The sequence below is a fragment of the Chryseotalea sp. WA131a genome, assembly GCA_025370075.1.
GTDB lineage: Bacteria > Bacteroidota > Bacteroidia > Cytophagales > Cyclobacteriaceae > ELB16-189.
The window spans coordinates 3,319,705-3,334,479 of the sequence record CP073016.1 but is presented as its reverse complement, the minus strand read 5'-3'; the positions used below and the strand labels follow the sequence as shown (position 1 = coordinate 3,334,479).

At 42.0% G+C, this 14,775-nt stretch carries 16 protein-coding genes; 7 read left to right on the top strand and 9 right to left on the bottom strand.

The window, feature by feature from the left end:
• The gene (locus tag KA713_15350) at positions 1-348 is read right to left on the bottom strand and encodes a hypothetical protein (protein ID UXE65826.1); all 348 of its coding nucleotides are present in this window, start codon (positions 346-348) and stop codon (positions 1-3) included.
• 182 nt (positions 349-530) lie between these two features.
• Here KA713_15350 and KA713_15345 point away from each other — a divergent pair, with 182 nt between their 5' ends.
• Complete coding sequence (locus tag KA713_15345; GenBank protein UXE69154.1) at positions 531-1,136, top strand: DUF1801 domain-containing protein; 606 nt, start codon at positions 531-533, stop codon at positions 1,134-1,136.
• A 20-nt stretch (positions 1,137-1,156) separates the two neighbouring features.
• Here the strand turns inward: KA713_15345 and KA713_15340 are convergent, their stop codons facing one another.
• On the bottom strand, positions 1,157-1,573 hold the full coding sequence (locus KA713_15340; protein ID UXE65825.1) for a DUF1761 domain-containing protein: 417 nt from the start codon (positions 1,571-1,573) through the stop codon (positions 1,157-1,159).
• Positions 1,574-1,722: 149 nt separating this feature from the next.
• Here KA713_15340 and KA713_15335 point away from each other — a divergent pair, with 149 nt between their 5' ends.
• Genes KA713_15335 through KA713_15320 form a run of 4 tightly spaced genes read left to right on the top strand, consistent with a single transcriptional unit; the run spans position 1,723 to position 3,864 of the window.
• Entirely contained in the window at positions 1,723-2,322 is a 600-nt protein-coding gene (locus tag KA713_15335) for a Crp/Fnr family transcriptional regulator (GenBank protein ID UXE65824.1), read from the top strand.
• Between the two features lie 51 nt (positions 2,323-2,373).
• Complete coding sequence (locus tag KA713_15330; protein UXE65823.1) at positions 2,374-2,763, top strand: hypothetical protein; 390 nt, start codon at positions 2,374-2,376, stop codon at positions 2,761-2,763.
• Positions 2,760-3,377 (top strand): hypothetical protein, encoded by a 618-nt coding sequence (locus KA713_15325; protein ID UXE65822.1) that lies wholly within the window; start codon positions 2,760-2,762, stop codon positions 3,375-3,377. Before KA713_15330 ends, KA713_15325 begins: the two co-directional genes overlap by 4 nt.
• 10 nt (positions 3,378-3,387) lie before the next feature.
• A complete protein-coding gene (locus KA713_15320; protein UXE65821.1) occupies positions 3,388-3,864 on the top strand; it encodes a hypothetical protein in 477 nt (158 codons plus the stop codon).
• Positions 3,865-4,099: 235 nt separating this feature from the next.
• On the opposite strand, the gene KA713_15315 is transcribed toward KA713_15320, so the two are convergent.
• Positions 4,100-4,321 carry a helix-turn-helix transcriptional regulator gene (locus KA713_15315; GenBank protein ID UXE65820.1) on the bottom strand — a complete coding sequence of 74 codons (222 nt, stop codon included), beginning with the start codon at positions 4,319-4,321 and terminating at the stop codon, positions 4,100-4,102.
• Between the two features lie 97 nt (positions 4,322-4,418).
• Here KA713_15315 and KA713_15310 point away from each other — a divergent pair, with 97 nt between their 5' ends.
• Complete coding sequence (locus tag KA713_15310) at positions 4,419-5,183, top strand: hypothetical protein (GenBank protein UXE65819.1); 765 nt, start codon at positions 4,419-4,421, stop codon at positions 5,181-5,183.
• Positions 5,180-6,703, top strand: coding sequence for a T9SS type A sorting domain-containing protein (locus KA713_15305; GenBank protein UXE65818.1), 1,524 nt, complete (start codon positions 5,180-5,182; stop codon positions 6,701-6,703). Before KA713_15310 ends, KA713_15305 begins: the two co-directional genes overlap by 4 nt.
• A gap of 298 nt (positions 6,704-7,001) precedes the next feature.
• On the opposite strand, the gene KA713_15300 is transcribed toward KA713_15305, so the two are convergent.
• The 6 genes from KA713_15300 to KA713_15275 all read right to left on the bottom strand — a co-directional run bounded on the left by KA713_15300 (position 7,002) and on the right by KA713_15275 (position 14,748).
• Positions 7,002-9,035, bottom strand: coding sequence for a hypothetical protein (locus tag KA713_15300; GenBank protein UXE65817.1), 2,034 nt, complete (start codon positions 9,033-9,035; stop codon positions 7,002-7,004).
• A gap of 1 nt (position 9,036) precedes the next feature.
• Positions 9,037-9,345 carry a type II toxin-antitoxin system RelE/ParE family toxin gene (locus KA713_15295; protein UXE65816.1) on the bottom strand — a complete coding sequence of 103 codons (309 nt, stop codon included), beginning with the start codon at positions 9,343-9,345 and terminating at the stop codon, positions 9,037-9,039.
• Between the two features lie 6 nt (positions 9,346-9,351).
• The gene (locus tag KA713_15290; protein ID UXE65815.1) at positions 9,352-9,588 is read right to left on the bottom strand and encodes an addiction module protein; all 237 of its coding nucleotides are present in this window, start codon (positions 9,586-9,588) and stop codon (positions 9,352-9,354) included.
• Positions 9,589-9,668: 80 nt separating this feature from the next.
• The gene (locus KA713_15285) at positions 9,669-10,655 is read right to left on the bottom strand and encodes a MoxR family ATPase (protein UXE65814.1); all 987 of its coding nucleotides are present in this window, start codon (positions 10,653-10,655) and stop codon (positions 9,669-9,671) included.
• Positions 10,652-13,357, bottom strand: coding sequence for a hypothetical protein (locus KA713_15280; protein UXE65813.1), 2,706 nt, complete (start codon positions 13,355-13,357; stop codon positions 10,652-10,654). Before KA713_15280 ends, KA713_15285 begins: the two co-directional genes overlap by 4 nt.
• Complete coding sequence (locus tag KA713_15275) at positions 13,354-14,748, bottom strand: DUF58 domain-containing protein (GenBank protein UXE65812.1); 1,395 nt, start codon at positions 14,746-14,748, stop codon at positions 13,354-13,356. The genes KA713_15280 and KA713_15275 overlap by 4 nt, the downstream gene beginning before the upstream one ends.
• Positions 14,749-14,775: the final 27 nt, after the last annotated feature.

The window sequence follows — 14,775 nt, the reverse complement described above, 5'->3', positions numbered from 1 at the left end:
TTATTTATAGGGATATATCATAGAATGCTCAGCAAAATGAAAGGAGATACAAATGACCTTGCTGCTCGGTTGGCCGAGTGCAATTTTGATATACACCTCTCTCGACTGCACCATCTTTCCAAACACCCACATATCAGCACCTTTGTAAAGTACGTCACTCAGTGGCCCTCCCGAATAATTTGCAACTGCCAAATCACGGAGTTCATTTTTCACATCTTCAACGGAGTATTCCAATTCCTTGATAGTTTCAAAATTCTTTCCTCGCTCAGTGCGAAGGAACAATCCCCAAAAGCCAAGCTTGTATTTAAAATCTTGTAAGAAGCTTTCTATGGCTGCTATTGAGGTCATAGGTTTCTATAGACATCGGCAAAATTTGCACTTTAAAGTGAATAAAGCAATAAAAATTTTATAAAAAACACTTTAAAGTGTAATTTAGTAGTAACTTATAAGTTGATAAATGGGGTTACACAACAGAAAGATCACACGACTAGTGCACGAATTGATTTTATAAATTCGTGCTTTATTAGTGAATTAGTGTAAAAAAGGAAGATGAATACCCCCAACCCAAAGTCGATTGGTTTTTTAACAAGGCCACACCATGGCAGGAGGAATACAAAGCATTGCGCACCATTGTACTCAGTTGCGGACTTGTGGAGGAATTGAAATGGGGTTGCCCTTGCTACACGTACGAGGGCAACAACGTGGTTCTGATTCACGGCTTCAAAGAATATTGCGCCTTACTCTTTCACAAAGGTGCTTTGCTAAAAGACGCCAAGAAAATGCTCATTCAGCAAACCGAGAATGTGCAGTCTGCCCGGCAGATTCGGTTTACCCACCTAGATGAAATCACTGATAAGGAAACCGTATTGAAAGCTTACATTAAAGAAGCCATTAAAGTCGAAGCGACAGGCAAGAAAGTTGAATTCAAAAAAGTCTCAGAATTTAAGATGCCGATAGAATTCAAGTGGGAGCTGGATGCATCTCCGTCTTTAAAAAAGGCATTTGAGTCGCTCACGCCCGGGCGGCAGCGTGGCTACTTGCTATACTTTTCAACGGCCAAGCAAGTCAACACCCGCGAGGCACGAATTGAGAAGTTTATACCACACATTATGACGGGAAAAGGCCTGGATGATTAAGTGGAGGAAATCCGAAGGCCTCACTTCCTCCCGAGTACCCAGCCGATTGCGCCTCCCGTTGCACCCATCATCACAGTCATCACAATCGGGTCAACGAGTGTGGCCGTTAGATTAGAAATGTTGGTAGTGCCATACATGTTCAGGCCGAAACCAAGTGACATAATAAAACCAACGATAGCACCTGCTTTTAAGCCGCCCCCAAACGTAGTGATGTTGGCCCAGTTGCCGAAGATGTACACCAGCAGGTAAGCCTGCACCACATTACCGACAATCAGTGCCCACCATTGCATTTCGTCATCGGTGCGCATCACACCAGTGGCCGAGCCCGTGTTGGCGCGCATAAAATCGGAGAGTAGAATACCATACAATAAAAAACCGAGCACGAAGTACACAATGAACCCAGCCAGGGTTGCCATCATTCTTTTCTTTGCGTCCATGAATTTGAAGTTTTGATTTAGAATGAGAGAAAGGTAGCAAAAAAAATTTGTGTGTGCGAGTGACTTTATTTGAGCAACAAGACACGGACTTGAAAAAATGCTTTGCGCGAAGAAGATATCTTCAAATCTTCTAGTTGTATATTCGCTATATGAATGCAGATTCCATCATAAAGGCCTCCATTGATTTTGTTGATTCTAAACTGTCGGCTTTGTCAGATGATTGTAAAAAGGACTTTGCAAAGAGGCTTCGGCTTGAGTCGCAACCGGCAAATACCACATTAGTGAAAGAAGGCGAATTTTCAGACAAGCTATTTTTCATCTATGCGGGCAGTGTACGTGCCTACTATGTAAAGGACGCCAAAAACATAACTGATTGGTTTGGATTCGAAAATGATTTTATCTGTGCCATAAACAGTTACTTTCTTAATATTCCCAGTCCTCATTATATTGAAACCATAGAACCAGCCACGCTACTAATCATCAATCGCCAAGACGTAAACTATTTGTGCGACACCTATCACGATTTCGACCGGTTCGGCCGACTGGCCGTTACTCAAACCATGCTGCAATTGCAACAACGCGTTGTCTCACTTCAGTTTGAATCAGCTCAACAGAGGTATGAAACGTTAACAAAATTACGGCCTGATATCACGCAACGTGTTCCGCTCGGCCACATCGCTTCGTACTTGGGCATGACACTAGAAACGCTTAGCCGTGCTCGACAACCCAGAAAGTCGAATTTGATTTAAATCAAGTGGCATTGCCAGATTTTGCCTCATCTTTCGAAAAAAAAAGAAGTTATGAATCTGGCTTTACTTGCAGCAAACGCGTTGGTGCTACTAACGTTTATCGCGCACACTTTTTGGGGCGACAAAGAATACAAAATACTTGAGCCCATAGATGGAAGTACTAACCATCGGGAAAAATGGACGATGGGGCGAGGTGCTTTTCATATCGTATCCGCTGATTTTTTATTGGCTTTTATCGGGCTAACACTCATCAACTTTACAGAATATGTAAAAGAGAAATCGCTTCTCCTGACTTTGCTGGCACTTTACTTTTTTGCCTACGGATTGGCGTTCTTATTAACGCTTATCATCTCGAAAAAATTTAAAAATAGTTTTTTTAGGCTCGGACAATGGTTGCTTCTTTTTACCATTGCAGGATTAATCTATTGGGGAATCGAATGAGGCACGTAACGATTCGTAAAATTCATTTTGTCAGTGGCATAACGCTTACCATTTTCATTGGCCTTCATTTGGCTAATCATTTAGCGAGTATAGCCGGTGTAAATAGACATATTGAATGGATGAATGCATTGCGTCACTTCTATCGCGCACCCATCATTGAATTTTTACTTTTAGCGGCTGTGCTGATGCAGATGTATTCCGGCATACGGCTCTTTTTATCGAAAAGAAAAACCACAAAAATTGGATTTGAAAAGCTACACGTATTCTCAGGTTTGTATCTGGCTGTTTTTTTATTCATTCATGTAAGCGCGGTTCTTGCCGGAAGGTTTATCCTTCACCTTGATACAAATTTTTACTTTGGTGCTGCAGGTCTAAACTCCTTTCCTGTCAACTTGTTTTTTATTCCCTACTATAGTCTTGCTATCCTTTCATTTTTTGGTCATATCGCAGCTATCCATCATTGTAAAATGAAAAACGCTATATGGGGAGTATCGGTTGATGGGCAATCCAAAGCTATTTTTATTTTGGGGGCATTGGTGATGCTACTCATTCTTTATGGAATGACTAATGGATTTGTGGGAGCCACCATACCTGAAGAATACAGACTTTATTGAAGTACCACTTATGAAAGTTATCAATGTCCACCAGCGAATCATTCATCAACCCAAATCGGCTGTAGTGGAATTATTCAATACGCTTGCTTCTAAAAATGATTTGATGCTAGCCACCCACAAATGGCCAGCTATGAAGTTAGATAATGGGCTAACAGTGGGTTCCAAAGGAGGGCACGGGCCGATTCGCTACACAGTAGAAGCGTACTCATCTGGAGAGTTTGTTCAATTTCGATTTTCGAAGCCTCGTGGCTTTCATGGTTTTCATCGTTTTGATATTGTTGCATTGGATACTCACACTACTGAAATCAGACACATCCTTGACATGCATACTTCCGGGTTCGCTTTGCTAACATGGCCGTTGGCAATCCGGTGGCTACATGATGCGCTGATCGATGATGCTTTTGACAAAACGGAAAATCATTTTTTATCGCAAAAGAAAACCACACGTTGGAGTGCTTGGGTAAAATTTCTGCGTTGGCTGAGTTAACTTCTCACCAAACTTTATATTTGGTGAGAAGCTCTTACCAATCTGAAGAACCAAAATTTAGCTAATGAATTGTTGTTCGGGATTACAAATCCCGAACCAAGATGGAAACGGATTTTAAATCCTTTGCATTAAGCGTTCGTCTTACAAATGTCGAACAGTGTTATGTTAAACACTGCGGTGCTAAGAAATTGATTTTGAAAAATAAGAAAACGGGGAAGATTGAGGAGAGGGTGGTTTAATCCATGCCCCTGAAAAAATCTGACAGCGATATTTCAAAATAATCACATAAACGCTTTAGAGTACTTACGCTAACGTTGACTTTGCCCGTTTCGATTCTTGCAAGGTGAATATTGGTATCGTTATAAACATCTTCTTGGGTCAAGTTCTTCTTAGAACGCAACTCTTTTACTTGAGAAGCAATCCAAGCTAACAACTTCTTATTTTTCAATTGACCCACCTCGAAAAGTGGCGATTGCTCAAAAAAATATTAATGACGAATTTGTCATTAACAACAAAACAGTTACATTTATCGGAGCATTTAGTAACTTACCCAGATGAAAACACTATTAGTCTTTACTCTGCTGTCATCTGGAATCATCGCAGCAGCTCAGCAATCCTCTCAAATACCTGAAAAGTATTACCCCAAGCCTAAGATTTCAGCTTACGAAGTTTTCTTGGGGCTAAGTACTTTTTCAATTATAGGGTATCAGCCGCCACAGGCTTCGCCTACTGGTAGTGATGGATATGGGTATTTTATTACAAGTTTAGAAGTGAACAAGTCTTTTTCTGTAGCGTTTGGCGCATGTAAACAATTAAATAAACATTTTGAAGTAAAGGCTTTACTGTTTTATGCTGTAAAATCATATACGGAAAAGTTGGACTCTATTAGATATACATCGAATAGGAAGTTAGAGTCAATCACTTTCGTTAGATCTGAGCAACCAAGTAATCAATATGTTACACTACAAATTCTTCCACAGTATTTAGTAGGCAGAAAAATCAAATGCAATTTTGGCTTGGGCGGATATTTGTCAAAGTTAGTTGGGTCTCAAACGGAAGTTAGACAAGCCGCACAACCAAATTACACGTATAACAGTTCTCCAGCATTTAATAGCTATGACTATGGGCTTTCATTGAATTTAGGGGTTTCACACTCAATTTCGAAGGTAATGGAAATTTCTCTACAGCTATTTGCAAGCCAAGGGATTTCCAATATTTCTGATTTTCAATTAAAGTTTAATTATCCGTCATGGTATTATAGATCATATTCAATAATGTTAGGATTAAGGTTTTTAAAAAGTAAACGTTTGAAATTATGAATATTCAAATCACCAACTTATTCCAATTTACAATGCTTTTAATAAGTATAGCTTGTCCGTCATTTCTTTTAGCTCAAGCAAATACTCCTCCAACTGGCTCAAGCACTAATCTTTGTCCCAAGCAGACTTATCGCTATACATCAGCTGCAGCAAATGATGGTGGCCTTTGTAATCGGTTTGGTGGTTGGAAGGTTGAAAATGGCAAAATAACAAGTGATGGTGTTGGTAGTAATAATTCAGTCTGGGCAGATGTCCAGTGGGATAATGTGGCAAGTGGAAAGATAGGGAATTTTTGTGGTGTGTTAACAGTTTCAATTAATTCGATTGCCCAGCCTACTATATCTGGATCAAGCACAGTCTCATTGTGTGGCAGCGGGAGTATAACATTGCAAGCTAGTGTCTCATCCACTACAAATATTACTGGTTATGTATGGAACATTGTTGGAACCGGAGTCTCACCAACTGGTTTAATTAGCACAACAGCTCCTCAAATAACCATCAATTATGCCAATTGGGCTGCCGGAAGTTCATTGTCAGCAACGGTGGCAGTTGGCACTAAAAATTCATGTGGCTTTACCACTAGGACAACTCCCCTTGTGGCAATAGATCCAATTCCGGGAATCCCAAATAGTGGTGAGCCGGCTATTCCTCGGTCTGCTTGGGTTCAATTATCGCCTGGGAATATTGACAATCTCTTAGCATTAAACTCGTTTACACCTGGTGCAGTTTGCTCATCTACTAGCCTGGCAGTAGTTAACCTGCCAACTGGCAGCAGCGTTCAGTGGTCATCAGCCAATCAGGCAGCTTTGACCATCAATTCTACATCAGGTTTTGCACAAAGGCAAAATAGCTTTACTGGAGGGGTATCCGTTTCAGCAGTTGTTTCAAACGCTTGTGGATCTAAAACGATCACTAAAATTGTTGCTCTTGGCGTTGGTATTATTGACCCATTGATTGAGCAAAAATCTCCTGTGTGCATCCCTGGCACAAATCAATATGAGGTAGCAACAAGAGTTACGCAGCCTGCAGGTACTGATATAAACAATTATAGTTTCAAATATTTTATAGACAATGTATTGCGGAAAACAACTAATGTAAATAGTACAACCGTTCCTGCTGGCATAGTTGACAATGCTTGGCACAATCTAAAAGTTGAAATTTCAAACTTATGCGGTTCTATTACGACAGCAAATCAAGAGGGTAGATATAGAGCGACATGTTCTGGTGGCGGAGGTCAGTTTAGGGCTTTCCCAAATCCTGCGAATACTAGACTGACAATCGAAGAGGTTTCATTTGACCAAGAGGCGCTTGAAATGACTGAATCGATACCCGCTTCTCAACTAGTAAAATCGGAATTTACTATTGAACTTATTAACGCTTTCGGAATTCTCAAAAGAAAGATGAGTACCGATGGTGAAAAATTGGAATTAGATATTGAAAATCTACCGAACGGGGTATATTATATTAAAATTGGTAGAGGATACACAGTTCTTACAAAGCAAGTGCTAATCAAGCACTGATTTGATTCCAAAAGCAATATAGGGCATTATTATACTGCCCTTTCATCTAACTCCACATCGTTTTCGCGGCTCATAGCTGCATGCAATACAAGGCAAAATATCCTCGCGGCTTAATTGCGGATAACTATCAAGTATTTGTTCAATGGTTTCTCTGCCTTTCCAAATAATCCAAGATGAGCGATATCCAAATACGATGCCCTTAAATGCAAGGCTTGACGAAACAGATATTGGGGTCTACTGAAATGCGTTAGAGTAGTGGATTCACAGAATGAAACTTATCTTATTCTTTGAAATTTTGCTAAACCACCTTCTCTTCTTTCTTCTCCTCCTTCATAGGCTGCGCTTGGGTAGGCTTCTCACCCGTTTTATTTTTTTGAATGCCGAACAAGCGGTATGCCAAAAGCTTGCCCGCATTTTCTTGTTCGTGCGCTTCCACGCGTAACACGCCTCGCTGCAAAATATGTGTGGTCGTTTCAACACGGTAGCTTACATCCATGGCTTCTCCGCTTTTCTTAAACGAAACAGTGACCATCGGTGATTTTTGATTTCCGCCAAAGTCGATGTTTGATTCTTTTAGGTCGGTGAGAATGTCGTCTGCCACATCATTTGTTTCTCCTTCTATCTGCAACTGAAACTGGGCGGTCAATTTTGAGAAGGGTACTAACTGTGGAAATAGCTCATACATTTTTTGCGTGTACGCCTCGCGCTGACTTCCGCTCGTGGCTTCCGCAAGGCCTTCGTAGGTTCTGGCAAGCAACAGTGTTTGGTAAGGGTCTTCGCGGTCGGGGTCGTTAAGCACTTGATTGAAATATTGAATCGCTTCTTTTTCGTTGCCTTCTGCCAAATAAAGTTTCCCCAAAAAGTATCTGAAATACTTTTTCACGCGCGGCCGCTTGTCGGTTTGCAATCGTTCTTTGTACAAATCAATAAAATACTCATGGCCAAAGCCATTAATCACCGACCAGACTTCATCAAATGTTATCAGGTTTTCAGGTGAGAATATGGAGTAAATCACTTGTGCCCGCTCAGGGTTCTCCGCAACCAGCGAGGCCAACACCATTTTATGATGGCGTATTTCCAATGAATATTTGATCCATCGGTACCAATTCAACGGGTTGAGCCAGAAATACCACTCGTCATGCTCAAACCAATACTCTTTTTTGAATTGCAGTTGATTGATATAGTTGAGTGAAGCCACTGCCAAATTATACTGTTCTTGCCCCCATGTGGTGCCAATATGCAGCTCTTGAAAGCGTGCAGCCTTGTTAGTGCGTTCTTGACTCTCGGCTGTTAAGCCTTCATAGTGTTGTGCGCGTGCCAACCCAATGCAATGCCAGCCGTAGCCAGGTGTACTTCCTTGCTCCAACAGAACTTTATTGAGCAACGTATCTGCTTGCTCGGGGTGACCGCGATACGTAGCCAATGTGCCGCGCATGTAGTAATATTCTTTTGTAGTCTTCTCCTGGCTTTGTTCGCGTTGCTCTGCCTCTTGAAAAAACATGTCGGCTTCTTCAAACTCGCCCATCGCCAGTTTGAACTCCGCGTAGTTGTTGCTAGAATAAGCTTGGTTTTGAATGAGTAAATCGTAATAGTAATTGGCCGAGTCGATATCTAACAAATAATCGTGAATCATTGCCTTGTAGTGAAAAGTGCTCAAGAATTGGCGGTTGAGCATGTTGGGGTCGAACAGGCCGTTGTTCAGGGGGAAATCATTTCGGAGTTTCCAAATAGCAGAATCCAGCATCTTATTGGCAACGGCTACATTTTCTTTTACAGAGTTTTTCAGGAAAGAAAAATTCTTACTCGTGTACACGCGGTTGCGATGGAAAATCCACGCCATGGTGTTGTAGGAGTCGCTGTTAAACTCGATTTGAAAATTCCGATTACGAATATGGCGCAGCACCTCCATGGCCTTGTCTTGCTTCTCTACGTTTTGGTAGCAACGACCAAGAAAATAGGTAATCAATCCATAGTCTGAATGATAACGATAGACGGCTGAGTATACACCATAGTTATTGCTCCGTGTGCGCAGTTCGCGATCATAGTCATGCTCGATTTTTGTAAGAGCCTTCTGCAACGGAAAACTTGCTTTGTTAAAACCCAGCTCATCGTTGGCACGATAAAAAAGATAGGCTCCCTCTAGCAAATGACCGAGGTAGTAGTTGCTATCCATCCGGATGAACTTGCGCGCTTTTTCGTATGTCTTTATGTCGTCAAAATTCCCTTCTCGCTCACGGTCCATTTGGTCGCGGAGGGGAGTTTGTTGGGCGACCACAGCTATTTGAAGCGCCAGAAAAATGAATAATAAAAAAATACGCAGATATATCAACATTCTATCTTTTTGTTTTCTTCCTTTTCAGCCAAATTTTCGGATTGCGGCTGGTGTGAAAAAGAGCAAAGACTTCTACTATCCCCCTATTTTCGTCAACCAAGAAATGTACCAAGTAAGGAAACTTCTTAATCAACATACAACGTACCTTCTTATAGCGAATCGAATAGCGGTGATAGCTATATTTTAGAGAAGAAATTTGTTTGATTGTTTGCGTTTGAAATCGACTCCCTAACCCTGGAAGCTGCTCATTGTACCAATCAGTAGCTTTTTGTATGTCATCAAGCGCTTCTGGGTCAATGAATAATTCCATAACGCATTAGGGCTTCAACATCTTAATGGCCTTATCCCAAGGCAACATCCGATTAGGATTTTGTCTTGCTTTTTTTATCCGTTGCAAAACCAATTTCTGATGTTCTTCGGGTATTTCCATGCCATCATCCCAAATCGCCTCATTCAATTTCATTTTTTCAGAAGAATTCAACTGCTTAACAATAGAGGTCAGTTGCTTGAAATCTAAATTGATTTTGAGGTCAAGCGTTTCAGTAGCTTTCATTTTTTCCTTTCTTTTTTATGTTCCCTCTTGAATTTGGTAAATCTATTTATTTGTCACGTCATTGACAACCAAACAACAATTTACTTCTTCATCCCAATTCCCAATTTCGCTAACTTATTCACCTCCGCATCTACCATTTGTTGCAACGCAGTTTTTGATGCTTCGCGATTGCGGAACACCATGCGGTGATGCAACGCAGGCTGTGCTAAGGCACGGATGTCATCTTCAATTACGTAATCGCGCTGATTCACCAGTGCCCAAGCCTTCAAACATTTAATAAAAGTAATCCCCCCTCGCGTAGAACAACCCAGCGCTACATCGGTATGGTTGCGTGTGGCCTGTACCAACCGAACAATTGATTTGATGATTTCAGGATGCACATAAACGTTCTCGGCTTCTTTTTGCAATTGAATAATGTCTGAATAACTAAGCACTTGTTTTACTGTATTTTTTCCATTGTTGATGGCCAAGTAGTTCGAATAAATGTCAAACTCAACTTCTTCAGTAACATAACCAAACGAGATTTTCATGTAGAAACGGTCGAGCTGTGCTGCGGGCAGCGGGTACGTGCCTTCCATCTCAATGGGGTTTTGCGTTGCAATGGTGAAAAAGAATTGGTCGAGCGGAAAGGTGGTATCGCCCACCGAGATTTGATTTTCGGCCATACATTCCAGCAATGCACTTTGCACTTTTGGGGAAGCCCGGTTGATTTCATCGGCCAACAGCACGTGCGTGAAGAGCGGCCCTTTTTTGAAAACGAAATCTTTTTTTACGTCATCAAAAATATAAGAGCCAATCAAATCCATCGGCAACAAATCGGGGGTGAACTGGATGCGCTTAAAAGCTACGCCACCACCCGCTTGGTGGAAATCCACCACGCCTTCGCTGATGGATTGGGCCAAGGTTTTGGCAAGCACGGTTTTTCCGGCTCCCGGATTATCTTCAAGCAAAATGTGCCCTTTGGCGAGCAGCGCAGTCACCACATATTTTACTTGTTGTGGTTTGCCACGAATGATGGTTTCGATGTTGTCGGTAAGGGATTTGAGTTTTTTTATGGATTCGCTCATACAGATGTGGTTTCGTTTTCGGTTGATATTGGATTTTGAAAAAAGCGACTGGCGCGGAAAACATTAAAATAGTTAAAGATTGATTTTAAAGCTCCATTTTTCTTTCGAACAGCAGAACCAATTTCGGTTGCCAATTGGTTGATAATTTTATCATCACCTTCCCTCCAAACCCCATTCGAATATTTTAACCGCAAATACATTCTCATAAAATCAGCAAAGTGAATACCCAGATTCGGGTCAATTGTTTTCTCGGCATATTCCAGTGGCGTTTCTGCTTCGCGCTCAAAACCGGCCATGTGCAAGCGGTACAACGTAGCTTGGTAAACGTGGTCTGCTTTTGCATTGGTGTCTTTTGCCAACGCAATCCGCCCCAAGCGAAACAACAAATACAGCAAAGGCAAAAGAAGGAGGAGCAAAATTAAACCGATGATAATTTTTCCTACTATCCATGCCATCTCTTGCCATGTCATTTTCTTTTCTTGCTGATTGGCTGGCCTGCCGTTTCCTTCCTCTGGTTTTTTCTCCTTTGCCTTGGGGCGAATGTGAATTTCATCGGCAATGATGGGCGATGGAAAATTTTCTACTTGAACTTCAATCGAAACACCTGCTTGTGGTGGTGGAATCTTTTTCGCTTCATCTTTATACGATACAATGATAATCGAATCGTTTGGTTGAATGGCATTGAAGGTAGTATCGCGCTTGTCGTATAGCACACGGCAAAGCGATGCATCGATACTACGCGTAAATGGTTTTTTCAATTGATGTGGCGTATTGAAATAAATCAGCTCATTGAAGGAAGCTTCTAATTTTTTTGCTTTCGGATTTACTGATTCCGCTTTTGCATTTAACACCAACCAAGGCTCTGGCGGAGGCAATGGCGGTGTACCGTCTGGTTTGGGTGCGCTTTGTTGATCTTCGTTGCCGATGGTCATGTCAAAATCTAACCAACCATATTCCGGAAAATAAACTTGCGTCCACGCGTGTGCTTGACTAGCGTAGAACCAATACCAACCTTTGTTTTTATCACTGCGATTGACCGTTGCAAAGCCGGTGGTAAAGCGTGTAGGTACGCCCAACGCACGAAGCATAAAGTGTGAAGCACCTGCATAATAGGTACAATAGCCTGCGTGTGTCTTGAACAAAAAATTATAGAGCATTTTTGAACTCGGGATGTTGGGGTCATCTACTGCGCCTGCTTTTAAAGTGTACCGGAAAATTCGTTTGCCATTTTCATTTCGTTGTAAGAAGAAATCGCGCACCGCCAATACTTTATCTACTGGCTTCGCATCTTTCGGCACCAGCTTCAGTGCCAAGCTTGTAATGGAATCGTAAATACCGCCCGAAGGCATTTGTGTATAGTAATCCAAGAATTTTTGATTGATACGATTGTAGTTCGCAACCTTACGCAATTCGTCATGCCGCTCGTCTTGCAATTTTTCGAGCATGGGGTTAGCAGAAACATTATATACAAAATAGGCATTGTTCAAATCGCTGCTAAACGAAGTAATCTTGTAAGCCGACAAAAATGTTTTCTGAAAATCTTTCTCTACCGGAATGGTTTGAATCGAGAACACACTGGCAGGCCCCAAAAGAGAATGCTTCCATGTATTCTCCGAAAGATACACTTGCGCTTCTACCAGCTTCCTAAATTTAGTGGCCAACGACTTTCGAAGGATAGACGTGTCGGTGTACGAATAATACATTGGCAACTCGGTAGGGTCCACTTGCATTTCATCAAAGGAAGGCACGTTGATATCGCGTGTAAAACTTTCCTTTACGGGATCGTAGCGGGTGAGGTAGTGATAAACAAAATACAAAGGCATGGGTGAGCCATCTGGAAAATAATTATCAAGCTTGCTACAAAACATCAGTTTGTCTGACTGGCTCATTTTTGAATTGACGCGCATGGTGTCTTTCAATCGATAGCCATCATCGCCCTTTCCTCCTTTGCCACCTTTTTCCATCAGACTATTTCGGTCGTCATTCTCTTGGTCTTTTTTCGAACCTCCTTTGTCACCCTTTGCCCCACGCGCAATCAATTCTTTTTCCACCGCCTTCATCTCTCCCTTAAAGAGGCTTTCGGTGATGACGAAGGTTAAGAAAATAAGAAACACAAACGCAGCCAATCGTGCCGCTAGCCTGGTTGATTTTTTCCAAGTCAATTCAATCTTGTCAGTAAGCAATGGTGATAGAAACAGCATGTACAACCCATACATCACCACGGGCAAAAGATGAAGTAAAATGTAGGACAAACTGATATCGATTGTATCGGAAACGGAAACGAGCGTGACGATTGCCAGCAACCCGGCAATCAAAATATACGACCACTTGATTCGCGCCAGCAAAAAGCCAAACACCCATCCGAAAATGAATAGGGTGGAGAGCAACATGAAGCGAGCACTTGCATAGAGAACGTCAAACTCGCCAGGTAGTTTGTTGATTGCCTTTTCAAACAACCAATACACCAACCACAACAACAAAAAGGTGATGACTATACGCGCTCCGTAATAATAGAGCGTAAATGCAAGCAATACACCTAGTGAAAAGTAAATTGCTTGGCTTACAATGCCTGTGTTGAGCGATGTGTAGGAGAAGTTGACGAATCGTAAAGTGATGTAGCCAATGAGAATGGTGGGCAGTACCACTAGCACCCATCGGATGAGCAGCTGTTGAAATTTTTCCTTGTTTAAAAAGTTACTCATTTTTCAAGATCTATAGCACTCGTTAACCAACTATTCTCCCGAGTTTTCAACAACGCTGAAATTTTCATCTCATTTTTCTGCAATTCTCTTCGCAGCGATGAAAGCAACCAAGGCTGACGCAAATGGTCGGCTGGTTGTTTCTCGGGTTTAAAGAAAATGTCTTTTATTGAGATTTTAAAAGGCGAAGCAATCGCATCTGATAATTTTACAACCACCACGGGCACATTGCTTGGCAAGTTCTTCAGTATCATTTCAATTTCATTGACAGGCGTTAACGCTGATAAACAGACAAACGCTGCGTTGGTTGGTTTAATATAAAGATTGGGAGGCAATTGGTTTTGCCAATGGGCGACTGTTATTTGAAACAGTTCACTTTTCTTTTCGCTAAGTCCCGCCAGTTTTGGCACTTCTTGGTCGTGGGGCAGGCGCACATCGTAGCCATTGCGCTGAATCGCTTCAAAAAGGTTTCTGACCTTATCTTTATAGACATTGAGCAATTCCGTTTCAAAGGCGCCCTGCAAACTCAAGCCATTGAAGAAGCTCACATAAAAATACAAATGAGAAGCATAAGGGTCTTTTGTTTCAGGGATGCGCACCACCAATTGCCCACTTTTGGCATAAATCTTCCACACAATGCGCTGAATGTTGTCGCCCATTTCAAACTCTTTGTAGTTCACGTATTCGCCTTCTACTTTTTTTGGAATATCGATGCGATGTGTTTGCTCTTCGGTGGCATTGGGTTGTGCTTTAATGGTTTGCGCTTCCCGCGAAAGCGGTAATGTAAACAATTGCTGAGTGAAGGGAACTTTGCAGGGCAAGGAAAGCAACCCAAACATGTCGCAAAACGAAATCAGTACATGTTGCACATCGTAAATGCCGCGGTCGTGGAGGAGTGTTTGGCCAGTGCCTTTAATGCCTTGGCGCCACCAATGGCGCGGGCGCGGAATACCCGTGTCTAAAATCACCCGTTCGCTCAAGCGTTTTTCTGAAAATACCAATCGCGCTTGGACCGAGCCAAGCAACGGGCGAATTATATTTCCAAAAATAGAAATGGAAAGCGACACCCAACCCGCTTCTGCCTTTTGGCCATCGCCCAGTTTTGCCTGTGCGGAAATCTTTTTGTTACGCACACTATTTATGAAATATAGCCAGGTGGCAAGTGCTGTTAGTAAACTCAAGGCAATCAATCCTACAAGTGCATACTGCACCAACCGCAGAAATAGATTCATTACTAACCAGAGATTGGAATCGTCTTGGCCATACTCGTTTTTTAGCCAGATGCTTACCATCACCAAAACGGCTATGGTCAAAAGCAATTGCCAGCGAATTCCGGCTAGTTTGCTCCAGTAGGCTGAAGTTCTGAGAAAAGAAGAGATTGAGAGTTGTTGCATTAAGAATATTCTCAAAGAACGCAAAAT

Bases quoted from the DNA above. Each gene is read 5' to 3' on its own strand.
- KA713_15295 (UXE65816.1), bottom strand. From the start codon at position 9,345: ATGGAATTATTCATTGACCCAGAAGCGCTTGATGACATACAAAAAGCT.
- KA713_15310 (UXE65819.1), top strand. From the start codon at position 4,419: ATGAAAACACTATTAGTCTTTACTCTGCTGTCATCTGGAATCATCGCA.
- KA713_15325 (UXE65822.1), top strand. From the start codon at position 2,760: ATGAGGCACGTAACGATTCGTAAAATTCATTTTGTCAGTGGCATAACG.
- KA713_15275 (UXE65812.1), bottom strand. From the start codon at position 14,748: ATGCAACAACTCTCAATCTCTTCTTTTCTCAGAACTTCAGCCTACTGG.
- KA713_15350 (UXE65826.1), bottom strand. From the start codon at position 348: ATGACCTCAATAGCAGCCATAGAAAGCTTCTTACAAGATTTTAAATAC.
- KA713_15335 (UXE65824.1), top strand. From the start codon at position 1,723: ATGAATGCAGATTCCATCATAAAGGCCTCCATTGATTTTGTTGATTCT.
- KA713_15300 (UXE65817.1), bottom strand. From the start codon at position 9,035: ATGTTGATATATCTGCGTATTTTTTTATTATTCATTTTTCTGGCGCTT.
- KA713_15290 (UXE65815.1), bottom strand. From the start codon at position 9,588: ATGAAAGCTACTGAAACGCTTGACCTCAAAATCAATTTAGATTTCAAG.
- KA713_15280 (UXE65813.1), bottom strand. From the start codon at position 13,357: ATGAGTAACTTTTTAAACAAGGAAAAATTTCAACAGCTGCTCATCCGA.
- KA713_15340 (UXE65825.1), bottom strand. From the start codon at position 1,573: ATGGACGCAAAGAAAAGAATGATGGCAACCCTGGCTGGGTTCATTGTG.
- KA713_15285 (UXE65814.1), bottom strand. From the start codon at position 10,655: ATGAGCGAATCCATAAAAAAACTCAAATCCCTTACCGACAACATCGAA.
- KA713_15320 (UXE65821.1), top strand. From the start codon at position 3,388: ATGAAAGTTATCAATGTCCACCAGCGAATCATTCATCAACCCAAATCG.
- KA713_15305 (UXE65818.1), top strand. From the start codon at position 5,180: ATGAATATTCAAATCACCAACTTATTCCAATTTACAATGCTTTTAATA.
- KA713_15330 (UXE65823.1), top strand. From the start codon at position 2,374: ATGAATCTGGCTTTACTTGCAGCAAACGCGTTGGTGCTACTAACGTTT.